The organism is Sulfobacillus thermosulfidooxidans (assembly GCF_001280565.1).
GTDB classification, from domain to species: domain Bacteria; phylum Bacillota; class Sulfobacillia; order Sulfobacillales; family Sulfobacillaceae; genus Sulfobacillus; species Sulfobacillus thermosulfidooxidans_A.
In genome coordinates, this window is record NZ_LGRO01000001.1 from 2,729,521 (window position 1) to 2,754,395 (window position 24,875).

At 47.8% G+C, this 24,875-nt stretch carries 27 protein-coding genes and 1 riboswitch; of the genes, 19 read left to right on the plus strand and 8 right to left on the minus strand.

Features of this window, described 5'->3' with window-relative positions; genetic code table 11:
* Positions 1-28: 28 nt before the first annotated feature.
* The 6 genes from AOA63_RS13265 (at position 29) to AOA63_RS13290 (ending at position 5,623) form a co-directional block, all read left to right on the plus strand.
* Positions 29-1,087: a glycosyltransferase family 4 protein gene (locus tag AOA63_RS13265; RefSeq protein ID WP_053960150.1), complete on the plus strand. Its 1,059-nt coding sequence runs from the start codon at positions 29-31 to the stop codon at positions 1,085-1,087.
* Positions 1,074-2,033, plus strand: coding sequence for a glycosyltransferase family 2 protein (locus AOA63_RS13270; protein ID WP_053960151.1), 960 nt, complete (start codon positions 1,074-1,076; stop codon positions 2,031-2,033). Before AOA63_RS13265 ends, AOA63_RS13270 begins: the two co-directional genes overlap by 14 nt.
* Positions 2,034-2,084: 51 nt before the next feature.
* Positions 2,085-3,314: a helix-turn-helix domain-containing protein gene (locus AOA63_RS13275; RefSeq protein ID WP_139061606.1), complete on the plus strand. Its 1,230-nt coding sequence runs from the start codon at positions 2,085-2,087 to the stop codon at positions 3,312-3,314.
* Between the two features lie 117 nt (positions 3,315-3,431).
* The gene (locus AOA63_RS13280) at positions 3,432-4,370 is read left to right on the plus strand and encodes an MBL fold metallo-hydrolase (RefSeq protein ID WP_053960153.1); all 939 of its coding nucleotides are present in this window, start codon (positions 3,432-3,434) and stop codon (positions 4,368-4,370) included.
* Positions 4,371-4,385: 15 nt separating this feature from the next.
* Complete coding sequence (locus AOA63_RS13285; RefSeq protein ID WP_053960154.1) at positions 4,386-4,724, plus strand: NifB/NifX family molybdenum-iron cluster-binding protein; 339 nt, start codon at positions 4,386-4,388, stop codon at positions 4,722-4,724.
* Positions 4,725-4,780: 56 nt separating this feature from the next.
* Positions 4,781-5,623, plus strand: coding sequence for an SDR family oxidoreductase (locus AOA63_RS13290; RefSeq protein ID WP_053960155.1), 843 nt, complete (start codon positions 4,781-4,783; stop codon positions 5,621-5,623).
* Positions 5,624-5,685: 62 nt separating this feature from the next.
* Here AOA63_RS13290 and AOA63_RS20230 read toward each other — a convergent pair whose 3' ends face one another.
* Positions 5,686-5,931, minus strand: a complete 246-nt coding sequence (locus AOA63_RS20230; RefSeq protein ID WP_278277072.1) for a flagellin — start codon at positions 5,929-5,931, stop codon at positions 5,686-5,688.
* Positions 5,932-6,257: 326 nt separating this feature from the next.
* Between AOA63_RS20230 and AOA63_RS19400 the strand changes: the two genes are divergently transcribed.
* Together AOA63_RS19400 and AOA63_RS19405 are read left to right on the plus strand one after the other, a co-directional pair.
* Entirely contained in the window at positions 6,258-6,545 is a 288-nt protein-coding gene (locus tag AOA63_RS19400; protein ID WP_139061607.1) for a hypothetical protein, read from the plus strand.
* A gap of 23 nt (positions 6,546-6,568) precedes the next feature.
* A complete protein-coding gene (locus AOA63_RS19405) occupies positions 6,569-6,877 on the plus strand; it encodes a hypothetical protein (RefSeq protein WP_206742831.1) in 309 nt (102 codons plus the stop codon).
* 150 nt (positions 6,878-7,027) lie between these two features.
* Here the strand turns inward: AOA63_RS19405 and AOA63_RS13295 are convergent, their stop codons facing one another.
* A complete protein-coding gene (locus tag AOA63_RS13295) occupies positions 7,028-7,993 on the minus strand; it encodes an ABC transporter substrate-binding protein (RefSeq protein ID WP_053960156.1) in 966 nt (321 codons plus the stop codon).
* A gap of 199 nt (positions 7,994-8,192) precedes the next feature.
* Here AOA63_RS13295 and AOA63_RS13300 point away from each other — a divergent pair, with 199 nt between their 5' ends.
* Complete coding sequence (locus tag AOA63_RS13300; protein WP_053960157.1) at positions 8,193-8,489, plus strand: hypothetical protein; 297 nt, start codon at positions 8,193-8,195, stop codon at positions 8,487-8,489.
* Between the two features lie 40 nt (positions 8,490-8,529).
* Here the strand turns inward: AOA63_RS13300 and AOA63_RS13305 are convergent, their stop codons facing one another.
* Positions 8,530-9,171 (minus strand): histidine phosphatase family protein, encoded by a 642-nt coding sequence (locus AOA63_RS13305; RefSeq protein ID WP_053960158.1) that lies wholly within the window; start codon positions 9,169-9,171, stop codon positions 8,530-8,532.
* A 210-nt stretch (positions 9,172-9,381) separates the two neighbouring features.
* Positions 9,382-9,505, plus strand: a riboswitch (cyclic di-AMP (ydaO/yuaA leader).
* A 90-nt stretch (positions 9,506-9,595) separates the two neighbouring features.
* On the opposite strand from AOA63_RS13305, the gene AOA63_RS13310 reads away from it, so the two are divergent.
* The 6 genes from AOA63_RS13310 (at position 9,596) to AOA63_RS13335 (ending at position 14,868) form a co-directional block, all read left to right on the plus strand.
* Positions 9,596-10,450 carry an ABC transporter permease gene (locus AOA63_RS13310; protein ID WP_053960159.1) on the plus strand — a complete coding sequence of 285 codons (855 nt, stop codon included), beginning with the start codon at positions 9,596-9,598 and terminating at the stop codon, positions 10,448-10,450.
* 198 nt (positions 10,451-10,648) lie between these two features.
* Positions 10,649-11,713, plus strand: a complete 1,065-nt coding sequence (locus tag AOA63_RS13315) for an ABC transporter substrate-binding protein (RefSeq protein ID WP_139061609.1) — start codon at positions 10,649-10,651, stop codon at positions 11,711-11,713.
* A 75-nt stretch (positions 11,714-11,788) separates the two neighbouring features.
* Positions 11,789-12,568, plus strand: coding sequence for an ABC transporter ATP-binding protein (locus tag AOA63_RS13320; RefSeq protein WP_053960160.1), 780 nt, complete (start codon positions 11,789-11,791; stop codon positions 12,566-12,568).
* A gap of 205 nt (positions 12,569-12,773) precedes the next feature.
* Entirely contained in the window at positions 12,774-13,214 is a 441-nt protein-coding gene (locus AOA63_RS13325) for a MarR family winged helix-turn-helix transcriptional regulator (protein WP_053960161.1), read from the plus strand.
* 12 nt (positions 13,215-13,226) lie between these two features.
* Positions 13,227-14,198 (plus strand): NAD(+)/NADH kinase, encoded by a 972-nt coding sequence (locus AOA63_RS13330; RefSeq protein ID WP_053960162.1) that lies wholly within the window; start codon positions 13,227-13,229, stop codon positions 14,196-14,198.
* Positions 14,199-14,355: 157 nt separating this feature from the next.
* Positions 14,356-14,868, plus strand: a complete 513-nt coding sequence (locus tag AOA63_RS13335) for a hypothetical protein (protein ID WP_053960163.1) — start codon at positions 14,356-14,358, stop codon at positions 14,866-14,868.
* On the opposite strand, the gene AOA63_RS13340 is transcribed toward AOA63_RS13335, so the two are convergent.
* Genes AOA63_RS13340 through AOA63_RS13350 form a run of 3 tightly spaced genes read right to left on the minus strand, consistent with a single transcriptional unit; the run spans position 14,825 to position 17,893 of the window.
* On the minus strand, positions 14,825-16,060 hold the full coding sequence (locus AOA63_RS13340; RefSeq protein ID WP_053960164.1) for a glycoside hydrolase family 1 protein: 1,236 nt from the start codon (positions 16,058-16,060) through the stop codon (positions 14,825-14,827). The genes AOA63_RS13335 and AOA63_RS13340 overlap by 44 nt on opposite strands.
* A gap of 37 nt (positions 16,061-16,097) precedes the next feature.
* Complete coding sequence (locus AOA63_RS13345) at positions 16,098-16,988, minus strand: diacylglycerol/lipid kinase family protein (RefSeq protein ID WP_053960165.1); 891 nt, start codon at positions 16,986-16,988, stop codon at positions 16,098-16,100.
* Between the two features lie 50 nt (positions 16,989-17,038).
* Positions 17,039-17,893, minus strand: a complete 855-nt coding sequence (locus AOA63_RS13350; protein WP_171822724.1) for a deoxyribonuclease IV — start codon at positions 17,891-17,893, stop codon at positions 17,039-17,041.
* A 237-nt stretch (positions 17,894-18,130) separates the two neighbouring features.
* Between AOA63_RS13350 and AOA63_RS13355 the strand changes: the two genes are divergently transcribed.
* Both AOA63_RS13355 and AOA63_RS13360 read left to right on the plus strand, forming a co-directional pair.
* Positions 18,131-19,816 carry a M14 family metallopeptidase gene (locus AOA63_RS13355; protein ID WP_053960166.1) on the plus strand — a complete coding sequence of 562 codons (1,686 nt, stop codon included), beginning with the start codon at positions 18,131-18,133 and terminating at the stop codon, positions 19,814-19,816.
* A 23-nt stretch (positions 19,817-19,839) separates the two neighbouring features.
* The gene (locus AOA63_RS13360) at positions 19,840-20,994 is read left to right on the plus strand and encodes an aminotransferase class V-fold PLP-dependent enzyme (protein ID WP_053960167.1); all 1,155 of its coding nucleotides are present in this window, start codon (positions 19,840-19,842) and stop codon (positions 20,992-20,994) included.
* An 8-nt stretch (positions 20,995-21,002) separates the two neighbouring features.
* Here AOA63_RS13360 and AOA63_RS13365 read toward each other — a convergent pair whose 3' ends face one another.
* Positions 21,003-21,383: a hypothetical protein gene (locus AOA63_RS13365; protein WP_053960168.1), complete on the minus strand. Its 381-nt coding sequence runs from the start codon at positions 21,381-21,383 to the stop codon at positions 21,003-21,005.
* A gap of 85 nt (positions 21,384-21,468) precedes the next feature.
* On the opposite strand from AOA63_RS13365, the gene AOA63_RS13370 reads away from it, so the two are divergent.
* Together AOA63_RS13370 and AOA63_RS13375 are read left to right on the plus strand one after the other, a co-directional pair.
* Positions 21,469-22,035 (plus strand): hypothetical protein, encoded by a 567-nt coding sequence (locus AOA63_RS13370; RefSeq protein ID WP_053960169.1) that lies wholly within the window; start codon positions 21,469-21,471, stop codon positions 22,033-22,035.
* A 402-nt stretch (positions 22,036-22,437) separates the two neighbouring features.
* Positions 22,438-23,034: an alpha/beta hydrolase family protein gene (locus AOA63_RS13375; protein ID WP_053960170.1), complete on the plus strand. Its 597-nt coding sequence runs from the start codon at positions 22,438-22,440 to the stop codon at positions 23,032-23,034.
* Between the two features lie 90 nt (positions 23,035-23,124).
* On the opposite strand, the gene AOA63_RS13380 is transcribed toward AOA63_RS13375, so the two are convergent.
* Positions 23,125-24,483, minus strand: a complete 1,359-nt coding sequence (locus AOA63_RS13380; RefSeq protein ID WP_053960171.1) for an O-antigen ligase family protein — start codon at positions 24,481-24,483, stop codon at positions 23,125-23,127.
* Between the last annotated feature and the right edge of the window lie 392 nt (positions 24,484-24,875).

The following is a 24,875-nucleotide window of genomic DNA, read 5'->3' on the forward strand; positions in this document are numbered from 1 at the left end:
GGGAAAGACAATAGCCACGGTTGTTGCTATGGATGTGCGAGTTTTGTCTGGCCAACGTGAACGCGTTGGAATTGCTCAATATATAGCGCGTTTATTGGCTGAATATCAACATGATGGCCAAGATGTAGCCTTGTACCCTCTGTCCTATGAAAAGAATGATAGTGAATTGGATGGGGTAGGCGTTCGTGTCATTCGTCGTATCAAAGGAATCCCCTGGCAAAGTCTCTTACTGCCGTGGCATTTACGGCGTCATCACTATGATGTGTTTCATGGCCCGGCATTTAGTATTCCGCCCTTCAGTCCCATCCCATCTGTTGTGACGATCCATGATGCCGCCTTCTACCGTATGCCTGAGGTCGTTAGGTCGGATACGGTTCGCTATCTGATGCAGGTCGTGCCGCGTTCAATGCGCAATGCGACCAAGATTATCGTTCCTTCTGGGGAAGTGCGAGACGACTTGTTGAAAATGGCTTCGACTTTGAGTCCCGATCGTATTGCGGTGATTGGGCTCGGCAGTGATCGGTTAAGAGATGTTCCGCCATCCCCCGAATCATTCCTGGCGGCACCCTATTTTCTTCATGTGGGAACGATAGAGCCCCGTAAGAATTTGGAGTTTTTGCTAAAAGTGTTCAATGAGACCGTCACAAAAGGCCATTTGCCCCATCATTTAGTGTTGGCCGGATCAAATGGCTGGAACAACGAATCATTTTGGCGGGCTTATGAGAATTTCCCACTGAAAGACCGCGTGCACATTTTGGGCTATGTGTCAGATCGTGAGACGGTAAGACTGTATCATGATGCGGCGATATATCTTTCCCCATCCCGTTATGAAGGCTTTGGGTTGGGAAGTTTTGAGGCGTTGTGGCATGGTTGTCCAGTCATTGCTTCGCCGACGGGAGGGGTGAGGGATTATGCCGTGGCTGGGCTTTATGTCTTAGCCCCGGACGATATCGAATCATGGGCTCAAAAAATTATGGAAATCGTAACACACCGGGTGGATGTTGACCGACAAGCGTTGCCGACTTGGCATGAGACCTATGCGCAGCACGTGGCTCTTTATCAAGAGGTGAGCCATGAAAAACGGTGACAGGCTGCGAGTTGAAGATGTCTCTGTCATTATTGTGAATTATAACGGGGAAAAAGTTATTGCTCAAGCGGTTCAATCCGTTCTGGCTCTTCGCCCAAGACCATTAGAATGCATTGTGGTTGATAATGGATCGACTGATCAAAGCGTGAATATTCTTCACCGGTTTTCCGATCCCCTATTACGCTTGGTCTCTTTAACGGAAAACCGTGGCGTTGCCGGTGGTCGTAATGTTGGTGTGGCTAACGCCCGGGGACGAATTTTGGCGTTTTTAGATAGTGATGGAGAGGCGACTGCGAGCTGGCTTGTTAGGGCCGTGGAGGATCTGGTGGAGCAAGAAGAGGCGGGAGCCATTGCGCCATTAGTGTTGATGAAACACGGGCAAATTATTAACGGGGCAGGCTCCTTCCTTGATAGCAGCGGTCACGGCCGAGACCGTCTTTGGGGAGAGCCTTTGGCCCAGCATGAAAGCATTGTGCTGACCTGGCGTGGACAGCCAGTAGATTATCCGATGGGGTGTGGCATGGTTATACGCCGTCAGGGACTTGAGGCCATTTGGCCATTAGATGAGACAATGCCTAAATGGCATGACGATACCGAGATTGGAATTCGTATCCGGCAATTAGGGTATCACGTGATCTTTGAACCGTTATCCCGCGTGTTACATCATCCAGGCCATTCTGATCCCAAGGACAATCGGCAACGCCAGCATATGGCCGAAACAGCGCGACTGTTATTGGTGTGGAAATATTATCCCTTAACGAGAGCCATTACCGTGACGCTGCATTATAGTTTTTTTGCCCTCACAGCTTCTCGATACCACTTGTCGTATACAAAAGATTTATGGAAAACATGGTCGAAATTATGGGGAGAACGTAAAAAAATTTGGGCAATTCGCCAACGATGGCGAAATAAAGGCAATATGGTCGGAAAATCTTTCCTGCTGTGATGGAGTTTGTTATTATGGCAGGAGATTTTGTAGAAGGTAAAGGTGTCGGTCGTGGAGGACGTGAAAATTCGGCCTGCGTCCCTTACGGTAGGTGACCGGATTCGGAACCTGCGTCTGTTGCAGGGGCTGTCGTTGGAAGCGCTGGCAACCCCAGGTATTCCTGTTTCAGTGGTTGAGTTGATAGAAACCAATCAATGTGTGCCTCCTGACGATTGGATCCGGCACTTTGCTCACGTTCTCGGAGTGGACATGAGCGCGTTAATTTGTCCACAAAAGGTTGCCTTGAGGCAAGCAGCACAGACTTTATGTGCTGCAGGACATGATGCCGTTTTAACAGGACGTCATGAGGATGCTGCAGAAATTTTAACCCAAGCCTATCAATTCACCCGGGCTTACCAGTGGCATGACTTACTCGCGTCCATTGGTCCCGATTTGTCCCAAGCCTTGCAATTAACGGGTCATATATCGCAAGCGGCCGATTTTGGCTTGCATATTTTGTTGTCACTCCCTGCTCGAATCGATCCCAATCATCGGCGTCACATATTAATTCGCACAGGCAATGCGCTCTATCAAATGAATCATTTTGCCATGGCTGCTGTGCTTTATGATCACGTGATATCTGAGGCAGCTGGGGATAGGCGGATTATTATAAAAATGTTATTAAATACCGGTCTTTGTCATTTGAATATGGGTCAATTTCATCAAGCATATCGCACTTTTGAAGAATGCTGGGAAATTGGCAAGGAGCTTGAAGAACCTTACTGGCTGGCTTGGACTCATATTGATCTGGCCGCGTGTGATCTCATGCAACATCAAGCGAAGCCAAGAACCCTCGATCATTTACAGCAAGCCGAGGAATTCGCGCTCGCGGCCCATGACCAAGCGGCTTATGCTGCGGTTATTCATGACCGGGGCGAATATTATCTTTATCAACGAGAATGGAAAAAGGCTGAGACCTGTCTCATTGATGCCCTCGGTTATTTGAGGGATGATAGCACGACCTATGCTTTTATTTTAGACGACTTAGCCGAGCTATACATTCATCGCCGACATTGGCGTAAAGCGCAGAAAATAATTCAACGCATGCTAAAAATTTCGCGGCTCATCCATAACGAACGCATCCAGGGATTAGCCCACCGGCGTCAAATGCAGTGGCACTTGTCTCGTCAACAAAAAGATGAGGCGGCCGAATATTTTTATCGTGCCTTGTCCGTTTTTAATCAGATTGGTCATCAATTTGAAGTTCAACAAACATTGGCACTGTGGTCTCAGTCTTCGTGATACGTCTCCTCTCTTTTTTTCTTTCGTTAGAATAGTTTGTGAACGATTTGCTTGAATACTTCGTGAATTGCCAGATTCCAGATAACAGATGAAAATAAGAAGGGAGGAGGTTGGTGTATGTCAATCATTGATTATGGCCATGGGATTTATGCTATTGATTTATACGAGGAAGGAAAACCATTTCGCTCCAGTGCCTATGTGATTAAAGATGACCAGATTGCGTTAATTGAGACGGGATCGGCCAGAAGTCATGAGGCATTGCTTCAAGGTCTCAAAGAGTTGGACCTGAGTCCGACGGACTTAGATCATATTATTGTGACCCACGTGCATTTAGATCATGCAGGGGGAGCGGGTCAAATGATGCAGAAAAGTCCTCATGCTCTATTACATGCGCATCCTCGGGCGGCTAGACATTTAATTGATCCCTCCAAACTGGATCAAGGTGCTCGCGCCGTGTATGGAGACCGTATGGATGAGATGTTTGGCGCCTTAATCCCCGTGGATGCAAGCCGGGTGGTCATTGAAGAAGATGAAGGAACCTTGCATCTGGGTGAGCATACGTTGAGTTTTTACCATACGCCAGGACATGCCAAACATCACATGTGTATTATGGACGATGTCACGCAGGGAATCTTCAGTGGGGATATGATCGGCATTCGTTATGTTCCGGGATATACCGGATGGGACTTTGATTATGGATTTCCTACCACGTCTCCCGTGGATTTTGATCCAGATGTGATGCTTGCATCCCTTGAACGAATGGAAGCGCTCGGAGCCCACCGGATTTATCACACCCATTTTGGAGTGTCAGAACCAGCGCGAGAGGCTTTTGACTTTTCCCGCAAAGGGGTGCACTATATCAACGAGCTGATTAAACAATTGCCGGATAATCCTAGTTATGAGCTAATCTACCGGGCGTTATCGGAAATTATTGCCCAAGATTTAAAACGCTTAGGCCATCCGGTAAAGACTGTGGATCCATTAGCTTTGGACATTATGCTGGATAGCCAAGGCATTTTGGTGTACATACAGAAGAAAAAAGCTGGGAAATTATAGAAAGAGGTGAGGGAGATGGCACATATTATCTGTATTCCGGTTGATGAGGCTGGTCAGGTAGAGCCCCGGTGGGGACGGGCTCCACGGGTCGCGTTAGCGACGATTGAGGATCATCAAATTACCAACTGGGAAGAATTCGATGTCCATTGGGATACATTACATGACCAGGACGGTGAAGGCCGGCATCATGCACGGATTGCGAAATTTCTGATGGATCATCACGTGAGTGATGTCGCAGCGAGCCATATGGGTCCCGGTATGTCCCGGATGTTGGCCTCCATGCGACTGCACACCTATTTAGGCGTCGAAGGTGACGCACGACAAGTCATTGAAAGACTCGCTCAAGAATTGTAAGCGTCACGATTCTCTGGGATGTCTCGGGGAATTGATAAAGGAGTTCACATCACAAAATGAAACATGTGATTATTGGAGCCTCGGGTCAAGTGGGGACATACCTCTATCAAAAATTAGGTCAGGTTGGGGAAGACGTGACAGGGACCTATTATCGTCATCCCCAAACGGGGTATAAGGCATTAGATATGAGTGATACCGAGGCTGTCGAGTCCCTTTTATCGGCTATTAAACCGGATGTTGTGTGGATTCCTGCGGCAATGGCCAATGTGGATTTTTGTGAAGAAAATCCTGAGTTGAGCTACGAACACAATGTCCGTGCGCCTCAAATAGTGGCAGAATTGGCGTCAAAACAAGGCGCACGGATTGTCTTTTTTTCTACGGACTATGTTTTTGATGGGATGAATGGACCTTATCAAGAGAAGGACCCTGTGCATCCCATCATGGTTTATGGTCAACACAAGGCGGAGATGGAACAGTACTTGTTGACGCAAGTGCCCCATAGTCTGGTAATCCGGCCAGCCTGGATTTATAGCCGGGATGATAACCCCCGAAATTTTGTCTACCGGGTGTTATCTGAACTGAAAAGGGGACATGCGGTTAAAGCAGTGACGGACCAATGGAATACGCCGACTCCCAGTGATGGGTTAGTGAACATGGCATGGAAAGCGCTACAAGATGAATTTGAGGGCATTTTACATATAGTAGGACCGGAGCGTTTAACGCGGTATGAATTGACGAAGCGTATTGCCAAGGCTTTTGGCTATGCTGTGGATTTAGTGGAACCGGTGACGACGGAATCATTTCATTTGCCTGCAAAGAGACCCTTGAATGGGGGCTTAAAGACACAGCATTCTTCTTATCGCTTGGTCGCAGGGCGTGATTTTGAGCCTTTGTTCTAGTTCTTTAAAAAACGAAAATATCCCGCCCAGAGACGATCTGAGCGGGATATTATTTTATGAATCTAGCCGAGTAACTTCAAAACGAGTCCGGGTAGCTGGTTGGCCGAAGCCAGTGCCTGAAGTCCCGTCTGCTGCAGAATTTGTTCTCGTGAGAAATTACTCATGACCTGCGACATATTGGCGTCCATAATTGTTGATTTAGCCGCCTGCAGATTGGTGTTTTCTGTGTTCAGATTCTGAATCGTGTTATTCAATTGATCTTGTTGTGCACCAGTTTGTAATTTACGGAATTGGCGTTGCTGTTTAATTGGGTTAACATAGGCTTTGAATTTCTTTTTGGAGGTCTTGCTGGTCTTGTGTTGTTTCGGGAATGCTTGAGGCTTGGGTAGCTAACTCCTGAATCTGAGTCACAATTTGTACGTCATTTTGGATACCACCATTGGCTGTATCTAACTAGTTCAAGGCTTGGTTGGCATTATTGAGGGCAGATTGATTCCACCTAATTCTCCACTCATTAAAGTGGCAATGGCTAAGCCTGCCGGATTGTCTCCGGGGGAATTAATCTGTTAACCCGTGACATTAGCTATTCGAGATTCGTTAATGCATTGACGGCTTTGCAGAATAATAGTTCCGCGTGGACGACTTTACAAGGAGATGCTGGTTCCTTTTTATTGGGATTGCAATCGTTAGGATTGACGGGACTACAAGCTATGCAGGCTGTGCACCAGCAGGAAGTTACTCGGTCGATGTCTTACAATTAGCTCAAACGGAAATCGACGGAACGGCCTCCACAGCTATTTCTATTACCGATTCTAGTGTCGCCCTTAATCTCTCCACTGCGACTGTCGCCTTTGTCGTTGGTGGGGTTACCGTGTCCATTGGCGTTAATACCAGTACTACCTTGAACCAATTTAGTGAGTGATATCAATCAAAGTGGTGCCCCTGTTGATGCTCAGGCCGCCGAGTCTGGCGATAATTACTATCTTAAGCTCTACGGGACTCAAACTGACCAAGCTATTTCTTAATATTAACGGGACCGTAGTCTTGTCGGATGTTGGCATTTTTTCCAGTACGTCCAGTGGATATCAACTTAACCAAGTGCAAGCTGCTCCGGTTGCGTTAGTGTCCTACCAGGGATCTACTGTTTCCAGTGCGACGAATATCTATAACAATTTGATTCCCAACGTGACGTTATCCTTGTCTACTAACGATAGGCCCGTAATCACGTACAACATATTCAGCTATTGCGATTAGGGCATCGTAATGGTATGCGGAATTAGCATCAAATTCGGTTGCCACCAGTCTTTGTAATTGGTCAATGGGGCAGTGTATACGTAAGTACATTCTTTTCATCATGGGACCATCGTCAATCCGTTTTGCCACCGACTCATACAATCTACTAGTTTAAAAATCCTTGAGGAGATTATTGGGTAACATCACATGAGGATGAAGCAGATGGATGAGTTCGGCAAGTCCCATAGCAATGGCTGGGGAGGGTTCATCAATATAGGAAGGTTCGGGCATGGCCAGAATATGATTGTCTTGGACGGCACGGACATGAGAAAATCCCGGTAAACTGGCAATAACATGCGCCGTCGCATCACTTGGGTCATAAATGATGTCATCAGGATTGGCTTTGACAATTTGCTTCGGCGTCAGTATAGGATAGGCCGTATGAGCAAATTGATCAGCAATATTTTTCCCTCCAGCCATTGTAATGAGGTTGTTGAGATAACTATTGGGTCCCGCGGAATATAATTGTCCCAAATCCAAAAAGACGGTGGGAGTATGATGGATATTTTTGCGCACGAGGCGCTGAAGAGTATTTAATTCGGTTTTTAACTGGGAAATTAACGTTTTGGCCTGTTGCGTTCGACCCGTGGCTATTCCAACAATTTGAATATCATGATAGACGCCGTTTATATTTTGCGGGCTTAAAATGATAACGGGGATGTGAAAGTGTTGTAGAGCGGATAATCCCTTAATGCCGGGAATCGCAAGCACTAAATTGGGCTTCGTCGCCACGATTTGCTGGATATTGATGGAGGGGAAAGACGAACCGATATTGTGGAGCCCCTTCAATTCGCTTGCCCATGGAGGCGGCGCGTACTCAAATGTCATGGTATCGGTGCCCACAATCTCATTTTTGAGTCCCAAGTCTAAAGCGATTTCAGTATTACTTGGGGCAATCGTGACGATGCGGGTGGCTTTATGCGGGAGAATAACAGTACGTCCAGTATCATCCGTTATCGTAATTCTATGGACTTCGGCCGATTTCACGTGGGTTACAGTCTGTCCACAGCCCGCCAAGAGACCAAGGCTAAGACCGAGCCCCAATACCTTTAGGACTCTTGCAAAACGGTTCAACATGTTTTCTCCTTTAGACTGATACTCTTGATGAAATTACACAATGTTTCCGTCCAGGACCTTTGCCATAATGAGAGTGTATGATGATGCGCTCTCATTGACAAGGTAAAACTCGGTCAGGACTCAATTTGTAAATTTCGGGAATATTGTAGAACAAGTGGGGGCATTTTCCAAACGAGGCACATCTAAGGAGGTTGTGACGATGGATCATCCTAAAGACATCAACGACTATACTGAACGCGTATTATGGTCCTTATGGTACCGGCGCCGGGCGGTGACAATCGGGACTATCTGTGGGGATGCTCGTCTCGAACCCCACATTGTTACCCCGATTCTTGAACGCTTGGCAGCGAAAAAATGGATCGAAGTGTATCACACCGCAGGACAGCCTTCGTTGTATTTTTGGGCACGGCCTAAAGATCAGGACATGATTAAAACAGCGGAATTAATGCACCGCTTGCTTTGGGATCTGCCATTAAACCATCACGATGTGCTATAAAAGACTTATAGTGCGTAAGAGTGGAGTCATGATGGTTAATCTAATCTAAGTCGCACTCTTCTTCCCGGGCATTACACAGCGGCGAGAAAATGATGACCCAGCGTCCATTATCAAACCACCGTAGCAGCAGTTGCCCGGTATTCGGTACCCAAATATGGCGGGCAGCCGGTCCATGGGCTTCCAAAATAACGAGCAGGGCCCCTTTAATACAATCAGCGTGTGTTGCTGCTACGGTTAAGGTACTGGGCTCACAAGTTTGAAGGAACTGCGAGAGCGCGGACAACACACGCTGACCCACGGTCATGATACTTTCTCCGCCGGGAGGGGGATTATTCTCCGGATCTTGCCGCCATGCCTGGAAAGCAGGGGAATTGGCGTTTTCTAAATCTTTCAGTCGGTGACCATCCCACTGTCCTAAATCAACTTCTGCCAAGTCATCCAAGATGACGGGATCAATCTGATGGATCCGTGCCAAGGGCAGAATGGTTTGCCTGGCGCGTAACAAAGGACTCGTGACAATATAGCGAATGGGAGCATTGAGCAATTGCCGAGCGAGTCGCTCGGCCTCTAAAGAACCGGCGGGAGTTAAGGGTGGGTCCCATGTGCGGCACGCGAAGCGGCCTACTGCATTGGCTTCACTTTCACCATGCCGGACCAATAATACATCAGCGTATGAGGGCAACAGAAAACCTCCTGTGAGAAATAGTTGAGCACAACGGACTAGGCGCTTTTTATCTTACTGAAATTCCGAAGTCATGGGGAGAATTTATTGCGCTCTCGCAAATTTGTCAATCATCCACAAAATTGCACCAAGCACCGAATTCATGATAGGCTGAAAAGGAACACACACAGTCCTTTGTACATATAGTACGCTAGGGCTTAGTGGAATCAATTGAATTAATCGCCAAATCGTGTGCAAACACGAACGGGGGACCCAATTTTCGGGGCGTACGTAAGGGGGCAGCTTTCCGCCCTAGCCCGTCAGCTTACCTCGTCGGCATGGAAAGCTTGGACAGTTGCCCGGGCTCGTCCCGGTTTTTTTATCGATTTGGTGATTTTTCGATTGATAGGAGATGAGAACCTCAGTTTTTAAGGAGGTACGCTTTATGGGTTATTCATGGGTGACGCCTGAGAAGGAACAAAAAAATGGCGTGGTGAGTCAAACGCCAGAAGGCCTGACGGGGGCGATGCAAAAAAAACCGTATAAAGGTTACGTTCCCTGGTTAGTGGCGGTCCTGGTCATTGTGGTATGGTGGTTAATTTCCGCTCTTCACTGGGTTTCATCCACAGCCCTCCCCTCACCCGGATCTGTTTTTCATGATTTCATTTCGGTTGCCACAATAGGTTATAGCGGTGTTCCCTTATTAACGAGCACGTTATATAGCATGGGCCGTATTACGGCAGGGTTTTTAGCGGCCGTTGTGGTTGGGATCCCCATTGGATTTTGGATGGCATCATCAGACTGGGTCTTTTTAGCCATTGACCCGTTATTACAATTCCTTCGTCCTATTCCCCCGCTAGCCTATATTCCTGTGATGATTGTCTGGTTTGGCATTGGCGAAACCTCAAAAGTCATCCTGATTTTTTTCTGTACCATTCCCATTATTATCATTAGCGCCATGAGCGGGGTAAAAAGTGCACAAGAGACCCGTATTCGGGCAGCCCAATGCCTTGGAGCCAACAAAAGACAGTTGTTCCGTTATGTCATTTTGCCATCGGCACTTCCGGAAATTTTTACGGGCATGCGAGTTGGTATCGGCATTGCATGGACCTGTCTTGTCGCTGCCGAAATGATTGCAGCATCCAAGGGACTGGGCTGGATGATTGAATCAGCAGGAAACGAACTGCAGATCGGAGTGGTTTTTGTCGGTATCGTGATCATTGGACTTCTCGGTTACGGGATGGAACTGATTATCCGCAGCATTGAGCACCGAGTCACACCATGGAAAGGGAAAGCATAAACATTACCGATTGTTCTCTAAAACAGAGCACGTTCTCGTATGACTGGAAGTAGTCATGCTCGGGGATGCTGTGTCACCTTTTTGTCCTAAGAAAGGGTAACGTCACGATCTTAACCTCAGTGGAGCATATATTTTATGCCGTCATCGTGAGTCATGAGGCGCATAACACCATGACAAAATACCAAAGGAGGATGTTTTGTGCGTGCATTTCTTCAAACCAAGAAATTTCGGCAGTCTCTTATGATGGGAGTTTTCATCCTACCTATCCTGGTGGGGTTAGCTGGGTGCGGCAGTGCTACGGCAGCGAAGCAAGAACCGACGGTCACCATCGGTTATGAAAATGCGCCAGATCCCGAATCCGTGGCCATTGAGCAGAATTTCTTTCAAAAATATATGCATGCGCATGTGGTCTTGAAATATTTTTCATCGGGTCCCGAGGCCCTGACATCCTTGGCTTCCGGCTCCTTGGATTTTATGACCACCTTAGGTAATCCCCCGACAGCCTCTGCGATTGCCCGCGGAGTTCCCTTGAAAGTGATATGGGCTATGGAGCGGTATACCACGGCCGAAGGATTAGTGGTTAAAAATGGGTCTCATATTCGATCCCTTAAAGATTTGGAAGGGAAAACGGTAGCTTTGGTGCAAGGCTCGACGTCACCTTTTGAACTAGATACCGCTCTTCAAATGCACCACATTCCAGTCTCTTCTGTTCATATCGATAATATGGCTCCGCCCAACATGGTGGCTGCCTGGAAAACCAATCAAATTGATGCCGCCTACGTATGGGCCCCCTTTTTAAACGAAATGCAACAAGACCATGGTCATATCCTCATTTACGATCAAAACCAGGTCAACCAAGCACCAATTTTTAATTTGGCCGTTGTCAATTCGCACTTTGCCAGCAAATATCCTCAATTGGTGGATCAATTCATCCAAGCGGAAGAAGCTGGTGTCAAATTTTTCTATGCCCATCCTAACCAGTCATTCCAAGATATTGGCAAATTAAATGGAATTTCAGCCGCTGATGCCAAAGCGCAAGCGCAAGGTTTGCACTTTACGACCTTGTCCCAGGAATTAACCCTGCGAAGATTGGGAACTTCCAGCACGGTTGCTGACTCTTTGGTCACAAAATCCTTAACGTCAGCAGCCCAGTGGTTGAAACAGACGGGGCAAATCAGTGCTGTTCCAGCAAATATGAGCCAATATGTTGATCCCTCTTTTTGCCAAACGGTCTACGATCATTCGCGGAAAAGTGGGACCTAACACAGGAAATCCGGTCTATATGACCTATGTTCCCGGTGTGATTTATCAGATGTAATCAAAAAGGAGCATTTGCGGGTGATTGAACTTCACAATGTGACGAAATTCTATCCACCGACTATAAAAGGCGGCCAGCCCGTTTTAGCCGTCGATCATGTGAACCTATCATTACATCCCGGAGAATTTGTCTGTATTGTTGGACCGTCGGGATGTGGGAAAACCACAATTCTCAACATGATGGCAGGGTTTGAACAACCGAGCCAGGGAAAGATTTTACTGGAAGGGAGGGTCGTGGATAAACCGGGACCGGAACGGGGAGTCGTGTTTCAGCAACCTTCTTTGTTGCCGTGGATGAACGTTTACGACAATATAGCTTTGGGACTCACGATTCGCGAAGGGAAAAAATCTCATCATGTCCCAAAAGTTCAGTCCATTATTGACACTGTGGGATTGTCTGGATTTGAACAGCATTTTCCCTATCAACTTTCTGGAGGCATGCAACAACGGGCAGCGATTGCCCGCGCATTGATTACTGAACCGCAAATTCTATTGATGGATGAACCTTTTGGCGCCTTAGACGCCCAAACCCGAGCAGACATGCAACGCTTTTTGCTTTCTCTATGGCAGAGGGTTAAACCCACCGTTCTCTTCATTACACACGATGTAGAGGAAGCGATTGTCTTAGCCGACCGGGTGGTGGTGATGACGCCACGGCCCGGCAAAATTGCAGCGGATATTGCGATTAATTTAGGAAGACCTCGCGAGTGGGATGTTACCCTGTCTTCGGATTTCTTGCATTACAAGAAATCCGTATTAAACATTCTTAAACCAGGACAAACATCAAGACCCCGACATTAACGGCTTGTCGTACATGATTTAGGCATATAAGGGACCAGGGAGTTGCTAATTGTGACATCCCAAGGTCCTTTTCGCCTGATGACACGTTCATTATTCAGCATAAAAGGATTTTGCTGTGCGAAAATAGTCCCCTGGTGAAACTGACTCTACCCGATGGGCAATCTTTGATGGTATGCTTGTCATATCCCGTGGAGAGGAGAAGACGGTGAACCAGGAAAAGGCAGAAGCATTGTTTGATGCCGCATTTCGTGTTTTGCGCATGATGGCACGTCAGTTTGCGCGTGATCGTGCGCCATGGCACATTACACCAACGCAATATCATATTTTATATTTGATTCGGGATCGGCGGACCCTGACGCTTATGGATATGGCTAAACACTTGCAGGTGTCTGCACCGACAGCCACCCGGGCGGTTGATGCGTTAGTGCAAAAAGGATTGTTGTGTAAAGAACGTGATCCCCAGGATCGGCGATTAGTGTGGTTGCGGTTGTCCGATGAAGGTATCCGCTTGTTGTCGTTAGAACGCGCGGAACATGTCAAATTCTTAGCCCAAGAGGCCGATGACAAATTGAGTAGGGATGAGCAAGATCAATTGATTGCCTTACTCAATAAGCTGATTCCCCCGGCATCGTCCGAAAAACAATAAGGTGAATGGTGAATGCCCACAATTGGCCTAATTATTAATCCGATGGCTGGACGTGACATCAGACGCTTAGTAGCGGCTGCGTCTTTGCAGTCGGCTCCCGAAAAAATGTTAGTGGTCCGGCGACTCTTTTCCGGGATGTCTGGGATTCCCGGCACAGAAGTGATGATGATAGATGATTATGAAGGATTTGGGCGTTATGCTTTGCATGAATTGAATGACGTCTTGCCTGTAAAACTCATTGCCGGCGAAAAAGAACCGAGTAATGGGGCCTCAACAATTGATTGGGCCCAGCGCCTTGAGCAGGCAGGAGCGCGGGTCATCGTGAGTGTGGGCGGAGATGGTACCCAGCGCAATGTTGCCCAGGCTCATCTCGGGATTCCCATTTTGCCGATTGCCGGCGGAACCAATAACGTCGCTTGCTGGACGGGAGATCAAACCGCAGCGGGTTATGCGTGCGCATTATATCTCGCACGCGGCGATGATCCATTGGAAGTAGGTTTTCAAGCCAAATTGATCCATGTGCAGCTGGAAAATGGCCACGAAGAACTGGCATTAATTGATGTAGCCCTTGTGCGTCAGGCTTACACCGGTGCTTTGGCGGTCTGGCATGCCGATGATGTGGAGCGTCTGCTCTTGACAGTGGCGGATCCAGTTCGGCCGGGGTTATCAAATGTAGGAGGCTTTCTTTATCCTGTTTTTCCCGATGATGATGTCGCTCTTCAAGTGATTTTGCAAGGAGGACCTCCTGGACAAGCTACTTTAGCCGTGATGGCACCAGGTCTGATGACGCCGTTTTATGTTCAACAGGTTGAACCGTTAGCTTTAGGACAAGCGGTGACGTGGAGACGAAAAGAGGGTGGGTCGTTAGCTTTGGACGGCGAGCGAAGCGTGGTGTTACGACCTGGGGAACCGGTGATGCTGCGTGTTATTCGCGACGGACCTTTTGTGTTAGATCCTAGCAAAATCCTGAGAAAAGTTGATTAAAGTCTATGGAACAACACGTCTCCAATCATTTTCATACCCATCTTGGCTGAAGAAAGAGAGCCTAAGAAAATAGTCCCCATGAAAAGCATTTTTTGGTCTAAATCTCGTTCTCTGACCTATGTATAGGGCAACAGGCAAAATTGTCAGGAGGGAGATTATGGGCTCGTCAGATTATGCTGTGAGTGCCAATATGGCTCAGGTTATCGTGCGCCTTGCGACCATTCGTCGGGAAATCAGACAACTAGAAACGGAAGAGCACGTCATTCGCCAAGAACTTTTAAAGACCGTTCAGGATTGGCCGCCTCATGCCTTTCCGATCCGAGTTGGAGAAGTGGAATTACGTCTACAGCAACGGAGTGGACGCATTGATTATGAGGAAGCCTTGCATATTTTGGATTCTCAGGGATTATTAAATCAAGCCCCTGCCGAAGGGATTGTTTCAGATCAAGATGCTCTGATTGCCTTACGCGTGGCCATATCGGAACTCAGTATGCCTCAAGATACCCAACAGCAACTATCCAGCTTCTTTCAACAAGCCATTCAGTTTCGACCCACACTCAGTACGGAATGGTTGGCGCATCTTTTTCAGTCACAGGCTCTGGATGAAGCAAGCTATGCTCGCTGTTTCAAAGACCAGAAACCGGTTGTTCCGGTATTGGTGGTACGCTAATGGGCCACCGGCCTTGATTGGCCTCAATGATACGGCGATATAACAAGGCACTGTCTTTAAGGGTGCGTTGTTGCGTGGCATAATCCACATGAATGAGACCAAAGCGGGGTCTATAGCCTTCGGCCCACTCAAAATTATCGAGTCCGGCCCAATAAAAATACCCGCGGACAATAGCTCCTTGATTTTGGGCCCGGCCTACTGCCGCTATGTGATCTTTCAGAAATTGCTGCCGCAGCCGGTCATCATTCGTCGCTATTCCGTTCTCCGTAATGATCAGAGGCTTATCATAGCGTTTCATGGCCACCAATAATTTTTCGAGACCCTCAGGATAAATTTCCCATCCCATGTCGGTAAGAATTTGGTCCGGTTTGTGTGGAACCGGGGTGAGAAATTGACGGAAACGGGCATATTGCCGGGTATAGTAGTTGATTCCGATAAAATCGGATGTATGCCGGGTCCACCGAATAAAGCGGCCATTAAACAAGGAATGAAGAAGACGGGCATTGTAACGGTCTAGCCGGGAGCGACTGTTATAGGGTTCAAAAGCCAGAAGATGGTGAGCCAGTCCTACCATGGCATGGGCGTTTTGCTGTTTTATTTGGTGATAAGCGGCATTGTGACACGCGAGAAGGCGGGGACCGATTTGCCACACTTCTTTGAGATTTTTATGTCCAGGCGGCCATTGCCCATTACCATAACCCATCACGGCATAGACCATGGGTTCATTGATGGTGATATAAAACCGGACCAAATCGCCTAGATGGCTAACAACCTGCTTGACATAGCGAGCAAATAGCTGAGGAGCCTGAGGATGGAAAAACCCTCCCTGCGCGGCAAACCATAGGGGCAACGTAAAGTGATGCAATGTGATTATGGGCTCCATATGGTGGCTAATAACAGCTTCAGTCATAGCCCGGTAATGCTGTAAAGCGTTCTCATCAAAATACCCAGGCTTCGGTTCAATGCGGCTCCATTCTAGTGAATAGCGGTACGCATTGATGCCGATCTCAGAAAACAGATTAAGGTCCTCAGGATATTTTTCGTAATGAAGGCAGGCGTTTCCCGATTTCTCGGGAACATGGCCCGTGTCTTCCCATTGTGTCCAATCGTTATGGTTGTTGCCTTCTACTTGATGACTTGATGTTGCCACACCCCATAAAAACGGTGTGGTATCAAGAGGCCAAGACATCATCCGTTATTCTGCCTTTCTACGCATACGCTTGAAAATTTTATGGTACGTCCTGTTCGATCGAACCCACACGGACGCGAATGGCCTTGGGGATGGTTTTTACGGTGACGGGCAAATGACCAATCAATTCCCCATCGGCATGGACCCACAACGCTTTGGGTCCTTCGAGGGTCAAGGAGGCGGCGGGAAAGGTTTTCACCACTTTGCGGCTGACATGGCTTCCCCGAAAAACGCGCGCTAATAACGGAAATACTTGCCAGGGGCTAATCCCTTCAATCCATACGACTTGGAATTCACCGTCGTGCGGATTGGCTTCCGGACAGATTTTCATTCCCCCAGCATAATATTGCGTGTTCCCAATGGCAATCATAAAGGTATTTTGCGATCGCGTGGCTTCTTCCAAGGTGACCGTCATCGGTTGTGGGCGATATCCAAAGGCATTGTATAAAATTCCCCGAATGAACACCCATGTGCCGTTTCCTTGCTTCTTGCGCTGATTGACCCAGCCAGCGACTTCAGCGTCAAATCCAGCACCGGCCACGGTCAGAAAATACTGGCCATCAATGTGCCCCAAGTCGAACCATTGATGGGGTCCCCTCAAAGCGGTATCTACCATTTCTCCCAGGGATTTGGGATATCTCAGCATGCGAACAAAATCATTGCCGGTGCCAGCGGGAATAACGCTAAAGATGGCTTTGCCAGAAGGCATCAAACCATTAATCACTTCGTGATGAGTTCCGTCGCCTCCTAAAGATACGACCGTCATGTCTTCAATATCTGCAACTTCTTGAGCCAGTTGGGTGGCATGACCCGGGCCCTGTGTTTCAACAATTTCCACATCGAATTTCTCGAGAAACGGTTTAACACTTTCTAAAACATGAACCGCTCTGCCATTACCGGCTGTGGGATTATATATGATCCGCGCTGCCATATGTTACGGGATTCCCCCATTAAATGAAGATGCCTGTGTAAATCTTTCGCCTATGTCGCCAATGATTGATCACTTCCTAGCAGTTCGCGACATGTGCGAATTTCGTCGGCATACTGCGCTTCAGATTCGACAGGGGTTTCCAAAAAAAACGGTATCGCATGGAAGCGGGGTTCGTTTAAAATCGTTTGGATCATATTGATCCCCATAAATCCCTGCCCAATTAACTCATGGCGGTCCTTTTTAGCACCAAAGGGCACTTTACTGTCATTTAAGTGAATGGCTTTTAGTCCATCCATAAATTCGGGGTGTCGAAATCCTTCAAAATCCCCGATGTTTTCCGAAGAGAGAATGCCTGCCGCAAACGCATGCTGGGTATCCAGGCAAAATCCCACTTTGTCTTTAGGAAAGGGATCGGCTATCGCTAATAGTTGTTCAATCGTTGTGCCAATTTCCGATCCTTGTCCCGCGGTATTTTCTAACAAAATCATCACATGCTCCGTCTTATTACGCTCTAAGACCTGGGAGAGGGCTTCTTGCATACGGGCAATACCGTAGTTAAGTCCTTTATCCTTGGGTTTGCCGCAATGGACGATGACGCCGTAGGATCCTCGCGCTTCCCCAATCACTAAATCTTGGACTAACGCGTCTACAGACAGCTGAAACAGTTCCTCATCCGGAGTTGCCAGGTTAATGAGATAGGGGGTATGTCCTACCGTAACCAAGTTCAATTCCTGCATTCGGGTACGTCCTTCTTCAGCATCCACCACATTGAGGGGTTTCGCACCGCGAAACCCCCGCGGGTTCTTTGTGAAATATTGAAAACAGGTGGCGCCCAACTTCGGCGCGTTATCCACCGCTTTGACAAATCCTTTGGCTACACTCAAATGGCATCCTATACGTATCATTGTTATTTCGCCTCATTCCATCACTATGGTCCATGATGACGAAAATCGGATTTGACGTCAAGCAAAGTGTAAATCCCTGAAAAAATTAAAGGAATTTTGCTTGTCAAAATCGAACTAACATAGACATTACGCATCATGATGACGGAATTTTACGATGCGCTGGATTATTTGAGGGATCCGTGAAAATTCGCCAGTTGTCACAGCGCATATTGAACGAAAAACCAGGAGGCAACACTCATGAGTGCAGCACGTTACTATACCTATGCGTTAATGACAGAAACCCTGCAACAGTGGCAAGAACAGTACGGCAGTCTTTTTGCGCTGGAAGCCATCGGGAAAAGCCGGATGGGCCGGGATCTATGGGCCGCCACACTATCATCACCCGTCAAAGAGGCAAAAAGCAAACCCGCGGTGCTCGTGGATGCCAATATTCATGCTGGTGAAGTGGCTGGGAATGCGGTGGCCATGCACTGGATGGCTACGCTCTTAGAGAACTACGGAAAATCCCCCGCGGTTACCTGGCTTCTTGATACCCGTACTGTGTATGTGATTCCTCGAATTGCTGTCGATGGTGCGGAAGAATATTTAACCACCCCGCTTCGGATGCGTTCGAGTCCTCATCTTTATCCGTATTCAGAAGTTTTACCGGGGTGGATATTAGAAGATATTGATGACAACGGGCATATCTTGACGATACGGATGCCCGCGGATGACGGGGCATTTGCCGTAGATGAGAAAGATCCCCGGATTATGCGCAGGCGTCGCCCTGGTGAATTTGGCGGTCAATATTATCATGTCTTTCCTGAAGGACGGGTGCTGCCTGCGGAGCATCAAGGGAAAGACTTGATGGGAGGTCGCTTAAATCTCACAGTTCCTAATGCCATGGATTTTAACCGGAACTTTCCGATCCGCTGGGCCGGAGAAGACAAGCAAAAGGGGGCAGGACCATTTCCCCTATCAGAGCCGGAACTGTATGCTTTAGCCCAATTTGTCACCGAGCATCCCAATATTGCAGGATATGCGGCTCTTCATACCTCCGGCGGGGTGATCTTGCGACAGCCGTCTACAGGCCCTGATACCGTGTTGTCACTGGAAGACCGGGCACTCTTTACCCGGGTGGCTCATGAGGGAGCTCAAGTGAGCGGGTATTTTGCCAAGTCCAATTATGAAACCTTTCATAATGGGCACGATGACGTGTTGATGCCGGGGGCGGCGGATGACTGGATGTATGATCATCAAGGTGTCTTAAGTTTCACCGTCGAAATTTGGGATTTGCCTCGTCATGCCGGGGCACGGGGATATGCCGAATATGGCGTGCAAGGCTTGATGAAATTAACGGATAGCGAAAAAGAAGAGGACATGCGAAAAATTATGGCCTTTATCGATGAAAAAATTGGGCCGGAAGCATTTTTTGCCTGGACACCTTTTAACCATCCTGATTTAGGTCCTGTAGAAATCGGGGGTATTGATCCGAAATTTGTGATTCAAAATCCTCCCCTTACGTTTTTGGAGGAAGAATGTGAACGCGTCGGACGTTTTCTCACCACGTTGGGATTAACCACGCCTCAATTGGCGGTTTCGAAATTGACGGTTGAGAAAACCGGGAACGAGATCTTCCGAATTGTTGCCTTAGTGACGAACCAAGGCTTTTTACCGACTTCAAGCACGCAAAAAGGGCGCACGATGAAACGTAACCGGGGACTTACAGCACGTCTTGACGGGGACTATCAAATGATTGCGGGGCAGTCGCCCCAATATTTAGGGCATTTAAGCGGGTATGGCAGTTTAGATGCGGGAGAACCGCCAGCATCCAATAGGGTCCAACTGGAATGGGTCATCCAAGCGAGGCCCCACAGTACTTTGACGCTCACGGTGAGTACGCCTAAGGCTGGTCAAGTCACGGTGCCTGTGGTTTTAGAATAACGAGTAGGGAACGGAGGATTAGCGTGTTTGGATATGACTTGCGATTATTGATTCCCGCGGCGTTACGACAAACCTATTTGAATACCGCAACGCTCGGCCCGACTCCCACACCGGCTTCCGCCGCGGCTTGTGCGGCCGAATTGGAATGGGAAGAAATCGGTCCTGGACATGTTCCCTACTATTTAGAAGCGCGAGAAAAAGCGCGTCAGTTTGCCAAGCGGATTGAGCACTATATGCCTAGAGGCACGGTCAGTCTGGTGGAAAACAATAGTGAAGCCATTTTGCGAGTGATGTGGGGATTACCATGGGAGAGAGGGGACGAAGTCATTACCACCGATCACGAACATCCTGCCATGCTTTTCAGTTTATCCTCATTGATACGCCGATTTGGGATTAAGGTCAAAGTGATGACGGTAGACAGTGCTCTATCGCTTCAAGACCAGTTACAACGCCTCATCACGCCTAAGACCCGGCTTGTGGCCATAAGTCATGTTTCCTATTTAACGGGATGGCAACTTCCGGTAGAAAAGCTGGCGCCGATTATTCATCGTTACCCGCGTACACGGTTTTTGGTGGACGGAGCTCAGGCCTTAGGAAATATTTTGATAAATCCTTTTAATACCGGAGCAGATTTCTATGTGTTTTGTGGACATAAATGGATGATGGCGCCACCAGGATGGGCGGGATTATGGGTTCGGACCACCCGCTTGGGGGAATTAGCCACCATGTGGCCTATTGATGATCATGTATTTAATCCCAAAGATTTGGAGCATGGAGTCTGGCCTCTAGATTTGGATAACGGCCAAGGACTTGAGTTTGGCAGTCGGGCATGGCCCCGGGTTGTCGGATGGTCTATAACTTGGGACTATTTTGAAGAAGAGGGATTTGCCCATCAAAGCCGCTACCAATTAGGATTGGCGCAACAGCTGGTGCAAGCCGTTGGCCATCTTGATGCGTTTGAGGTGGTCATGCCCCCCCAAAATGATTATCGTCTGACAGCGTTAGTTACCTTACGATCTAAAAAATTTGGGACCTACTTGGCTGAAAAATTATGGGATCATAATATTGTCGTGAAAGCGGTGCCCGATTACCAAGGGATTCGGGTGGCATTGGGTTTATTTAATGTTCCTGACGATGTTAATCAATTAGTTAGTCATTTGGAGGACCTGTCTGAATAACAGATCCTTTAGGAATTCGATAATGGTGGAGGATTGTCCATATCCAGGGTGGTGTCTTTGAGAACAGCCATCCTGTCGTGGATAAGCCATGCCAAATCCGGATCGAGCTTTTCGGGATCGATAGACCCTTCATAAGCATACCAGAGCGTGTGCCATTTATCTGCAATCCCTGGTTGAGCGAGAATATACTGGCGAAACTCCGGCTGGGACAAAAATCGAGCGATGGTATCAAAGGCTAGCGGCGCATGGGCTGTGAGTAACGGCTCACAAATGGCTTCTAGCCAGCGTTTCAACGAAGGCGTGCTTCGTTCCGGATATAACAGATCAATCAGATCAATGACAGCTTTGACACCACTTTGAGGGTCGCCTGTACTTGGACCAAAGCCCATGATTTCCTCCTTTTCGTTTTGCCTTGAGCATATTTTCACCTTTCAAATCCTCTACCCGTATCGTAACACGAAAAGGGGGATCGCTATGCCTGCACATTTTTTGGAATGGGAGCTTATTGCCCAAAATCCACAAGGCTATCGAGATAAGATGGTTGCTACCGCCGTCCGGTGGTCTCATCCCCAGGAATTGTGGAAATTTTATGAGCAAGCGGGATATCCTGTAAAACATGTCGAGGATGTGCGCTGCATTCCCTTAACCTTACGAGAAGCGTGTGCAAGTCATTTACGCCAGCATTACCGGTGGTGCATTACCGCAGAAATGGGAATGAGTACCCTAAGCGGCCCTTTGGCTCCCGTTATTGGCATTCCTATTTTGACGGTGATTTTATTTAAGTGGAGTATCGATATGGGATGGATCTATGGGCATGACTTGGAGCGTTTATCCATCCAAAAATGGATTGCGGCGCGGGTGATAAGGCATGTCAATCAGGTAATTTGGGAAGGACAAAGTTCCCTTAGGCCCTGGTCATGGCAGCGGGGAGTGCGTATCGCTGGCCATCTCCTATTGATGGGATGGGGCCAGGAACTTAAATGGGCGGATAAGGTGATGGCCAAAATCCGTTCCGAATTGCGCGCTGCCGCGAGAGGCTGAATCCTTTCATGGGCGCTATTTGCTCTGTATGCACTTCATGGAGCTAAAGAAACCATTCACTGTTAATTTCCCGCCATTCGCGGAAAGAGCATAGCCGCCTGAAGACTTGAGGCACAAAATAAAACTACAGCCAACGGACTTCAGATTTAGGAGGTGCTCGATATGGAAGAAGAAACACGCCAAGACACCGAAGAGAAATTGGAAGAATGGTTTGACGTGATGCGTGAATGGTTTGATGTAACCGAATAACCTGGCTTCCATAACGAAGCAGCTCCCCGCCACCACGGAGCTGCTTCGTTGTGTTGTGGGTTCATTGAGACGAAATAACACAGGACATGGTGTCATGTCACCGTCTTATCCATGGTGTGCTAAAATTAGAAGTTATTGGGGGGTGTTTGAAAAATGGAAGAATTTATTGCGAAAACTTCAGATGGAGCAGAAATTGAAACATATTTTCTCCCCGGAGGGCCCTTGGCCGTTATTTTATGTCATGGCAAGGCGTTTGACCGGGACAGTTTTGTCGAATATGGACAAACCTTGCAAGAAGAAGGCTACACCGTCGCTATTCCTAATTTTCGAGGTTACGGTCGTTCGACCGTGGGTCAAGAGGGCGTCGATGCTATTGAATATGATGTCATTGCCGTAGCCAAAGAACTTGAAGCCAAAGGGCATCCGGCCGTGGCTTTAGGAGCTTCTCGTGGCGGCGGCGGTGTCCTTCGCGCCGTTGCATTAAATCCGAATCAATTTCGCGCAGTCATTACCTGGTCCACGGTGGCGGTATCCGATGAGGTCGCTAGCCGGCTAGGCAATATTCCCAAATTGTTTATCGTTAGTGAGAGCGAAATGATGCACGATCAAACTTTGGCGGTATACCGGGAAGCACCCGAACCCAAAATGCTCAAGCAGATCCCAGGCGGCCGTCACGCTCAAAAAATTTGGCAAGGCCCTGATCGCGATCTCATTGAACAATACGTCCGTGAATTTTTGAAAGCATTATAAGGACATGACGACAAATATTATGACATCTTGGGATTACGACAAGAAAGAGAAGAGCCATCTTTATTATTGGTGATTCTTCTCTTTCTCATTTTAATGCGGGCGGTTTGGGAAATTTGAACGGGATGATTTGGGCGAAAACATGGTTCCTTGATACATGGCCATAATGGCTATGCCATAGACGATCCACATAATATTGAAGCCAATCATCACACTAGAGGGCGACACAGATCCAACCAAAAAACCGATTAACGAAATAAATCCTGCCCAAGAGAAATAGCGCATTACCGGATCAGGATGTTGGCGCAAGCGGTAAAGGCCCCGTAAAAGCAGCGTATAAAAAACGACATAAAGCCCGATTCCTAACCAGCCGAAATCCATCGCGATTTCTAACCACATGTTATGGGCGTCGATGACACCATACGTGTTAAAGGGACTTTTGTGATGAACATAATATAAATAATACCGCTCAGCACCCCGAGGACCTAAACCCCAAGGGTGATGCAATAAGGCGTGATATCCGCTTTCCAATAACGCCAGACGGATTTGTAAGGAACCCGGTCCCTTGGTTGGCGTCACTTTATGGATGGTCGGATGGAATAAATGGGCGAGGTGACGGAACTTCTCGAGCGCAAATGGCAATTTGTCTTGCATAGGAAGATGCGTGACATACCACAAGCCGGCAGCGAATATTGCGAGCAAAACGCCTAGACTGACAATCGCATAGGGTTTGTACCGGCGCGGTAAAATGATAACAAGACCGAAAAATTCCATGAATAATGCGAGTTCTCCGCCCCGGCTTCCCGTCTTATAAAGGACGTAGAGCCCTGCTAAAGCCATGACGATACTCAAAAAAATGGATCGGGCTGAGGGTTTTAATATAAATAGAAAGAGAATGAAGGGAAACATCAGCGCTAACGCTGCCCCCAGGTGGTTTGGCCCATAAAAAAAGGCGGTGGGAATCGGTTGGGGATGTATCCCTCCTTCACTAGAGTGTCCCAAATGATGTGCTGTGCGAATTTCCCAGAAACTGACGATTAAGGTCACGACATAATAAATCAGTAAACTGCTGATGGTCGTCAAACGCGAAAAGGTGGGGAAACGCGCGAGATACCAAAAACTTAAAATCAGCAAGACGCCGGCGATTTGTTCCCAGGTGTAATACAGATAATAATACGTGTGTGGACTGAATGCGAGAAAAGTGATGAGCACCCACATGAGCCAGAGAGTAATGATTCCCAGTGGCCAGATGGTGCGATAATCTTTATACCGGGTAATGGTATAGATGGTGATGATTGGCAGCGGAATGAAAAGAAGACGTTGCAACAAGGATACAAGGGAATGACCATGAAAGCCCGGAACAACTAGGTAACCTTCAAAGGGGGCACTAAGAATGTACAGCGCGATAAGAATTAGCCAGATCCAGTGTAGAGATTTATTTTGCGCGAGCAATAAACCAAACCCTCCTACCATCGACAGCCATTTAAACCTATGACACACAAAAGCAACGTCTCAAAACTTCGCTCGTTTTGCCATAAAACCATGAAACTACACAAATCGCCTTAATACAACAATCAAAACGTGGAGAGAGTTTGTGCCGTGTGAGAATTTTCTTTTTCTGTCCCGTGGCTTCTTCAAAAAATCCCGTGGGAATAGGATAAAATATCGGTTGCGGCGCCGACGTATGATCCCATAAAAAAGCCGAGTCATCCTCTTATGGGACTCGGCCAAGATTCGGAGCCAGGGTAACCGGGAAATCCAGCAGTGTTTTAAGGTTCTTCTTTGTGGTCAGCCATGAAGCGGATGCCAATGAGTAAAGAAATCACCATGGCAATCCCGCCTAA

What these genes read in the sequence shown, in the direction of transcription:
- AOA63_RS13265 (WP_053960150.1), top strand. Translation starts at nt 29, where the DNA reads ATGGATGTGCGAGTTTTGTCTGGCCAACGTGAACGCGTTGGAATTGCT.
- AOA63_RS13270 (WP_053960151.1), top strand. Translation starts at nt 1,074, where the DNA reads ATGAAAAACGGTGACAGGCTGCGAGTTGAAGATGTCTCTGTCATTATT.
- AOA63_RS13280 (WP_053960153.1), top strand. Translation starts at nt 3,432, where the DNA reads ATGTCAATCATTGATTATGGCCATGGGATTTATGCTATTGATTTATAC.
- AOA63_RS13285 (WP_053960154.1), top strand. Translation starts at nt 4,386, where the DNA reads ATGGCACATATTATCTGTATTCCGGTTGATGAGGCTGGTCAGGTAGAG.
- AOA63_RS13290 (WP_053960155.1), top strand. Translation starts at nt 4,781, where the DNA reads ATGAAACATGTGATTATTGGAGCCTCGGGTCAAGTGGGGACATACCTC.
- AOA63_RS13295 (WP_053960156.1), bottom strand. Translation starts at nt 7,993, where the DNA reads ATGTTGAACCGTTTTGCAAGAGTCCTAAAGGTATTGGGGCTCGGTCTT.
- AOA63_RS13300 (WP_053960157.1), top strand. Translation starts at nt 8,193, where the DNA reads ATGGATCATCCTAAAGACATCAACGACTATACTGAACGCGTATTATGG.
- AOA63_RS13310 (WP_053960159.1), top strand. Translation starts at nt 9,596, where the DNA reads ATGGGTTATTCATGGGTGACGCCTGAGAAGGAACAAAAAAATGGCGTG.
- AOA63_RS13330 (WP_053960162.1), top strand. Translation starts at nt 13,227, where the DNA reads ATGCCCACAATTGGCCTAATTATTAATCCGATGGCTGGACGTGACATC.
- AOA63_RS13335 (WP_053960163.1), top strand. Translation starts at nt 14,356, where the DNA reads ATGGGCTCGTCAGATTATGCTGTGAGTGCCAATATGGCTCAGGTTATC.
- AOA63_RS13340 (WP_053960164.1), bottom strand. Translation starts at nt 16,060, where the DNA reads ATGATGTCTTGGCCTCTTGATACCACACCGTTTTTATGGGGTGTGGCA.
- AOA63_RS13345 (WP_053960165.1), bottom strand. Translation starts at nt 16,988, where the DNA reads ATGGCAGCGCGGATCATATATAATCCCACAGCCGGTAATGGCAGAGCG.
- AOA63_RS13350 (WP_171822724.1), bottom strand. Translation starts at nt 17,893, where the DNA reads ATGATACGTATAGGATGCCATTTGAGTGTAGCCAAAGGATTTGTCAAA.
- AOA63_RS13355 (WP_053960166.1), top strand. Translation starts at nt 18,131, where the DNA reads ATGAGTGCAGCACGTTACTATACCTATGCGTTAATGACAGAAACCCTG.
- AOA63_RS13365 (WP_053960168.1), bottom strand. Translation starts at nt 21,383, where the DNA reads ATGGGCTTTGGTCCAAGTACAGGCGACCCTCAAAGTGGTGTCAAAGCT.
- AOA63_RS13370 (WP_053960169.1), top strand. Translation starts at nt 21,469, where the DNA reads ATGCCTGCACATTTTTTGGAATGGGAGCTTATTGCCCAAAATCCACAA.
- AOA63_RS13375 (WP_053960170.1), top strand. Translation starts at nt 22,438, where the DNA reads ATGGAAGAATTTATTGCGAAAACTTCAGATGGAGCAGAAATTGAAACA.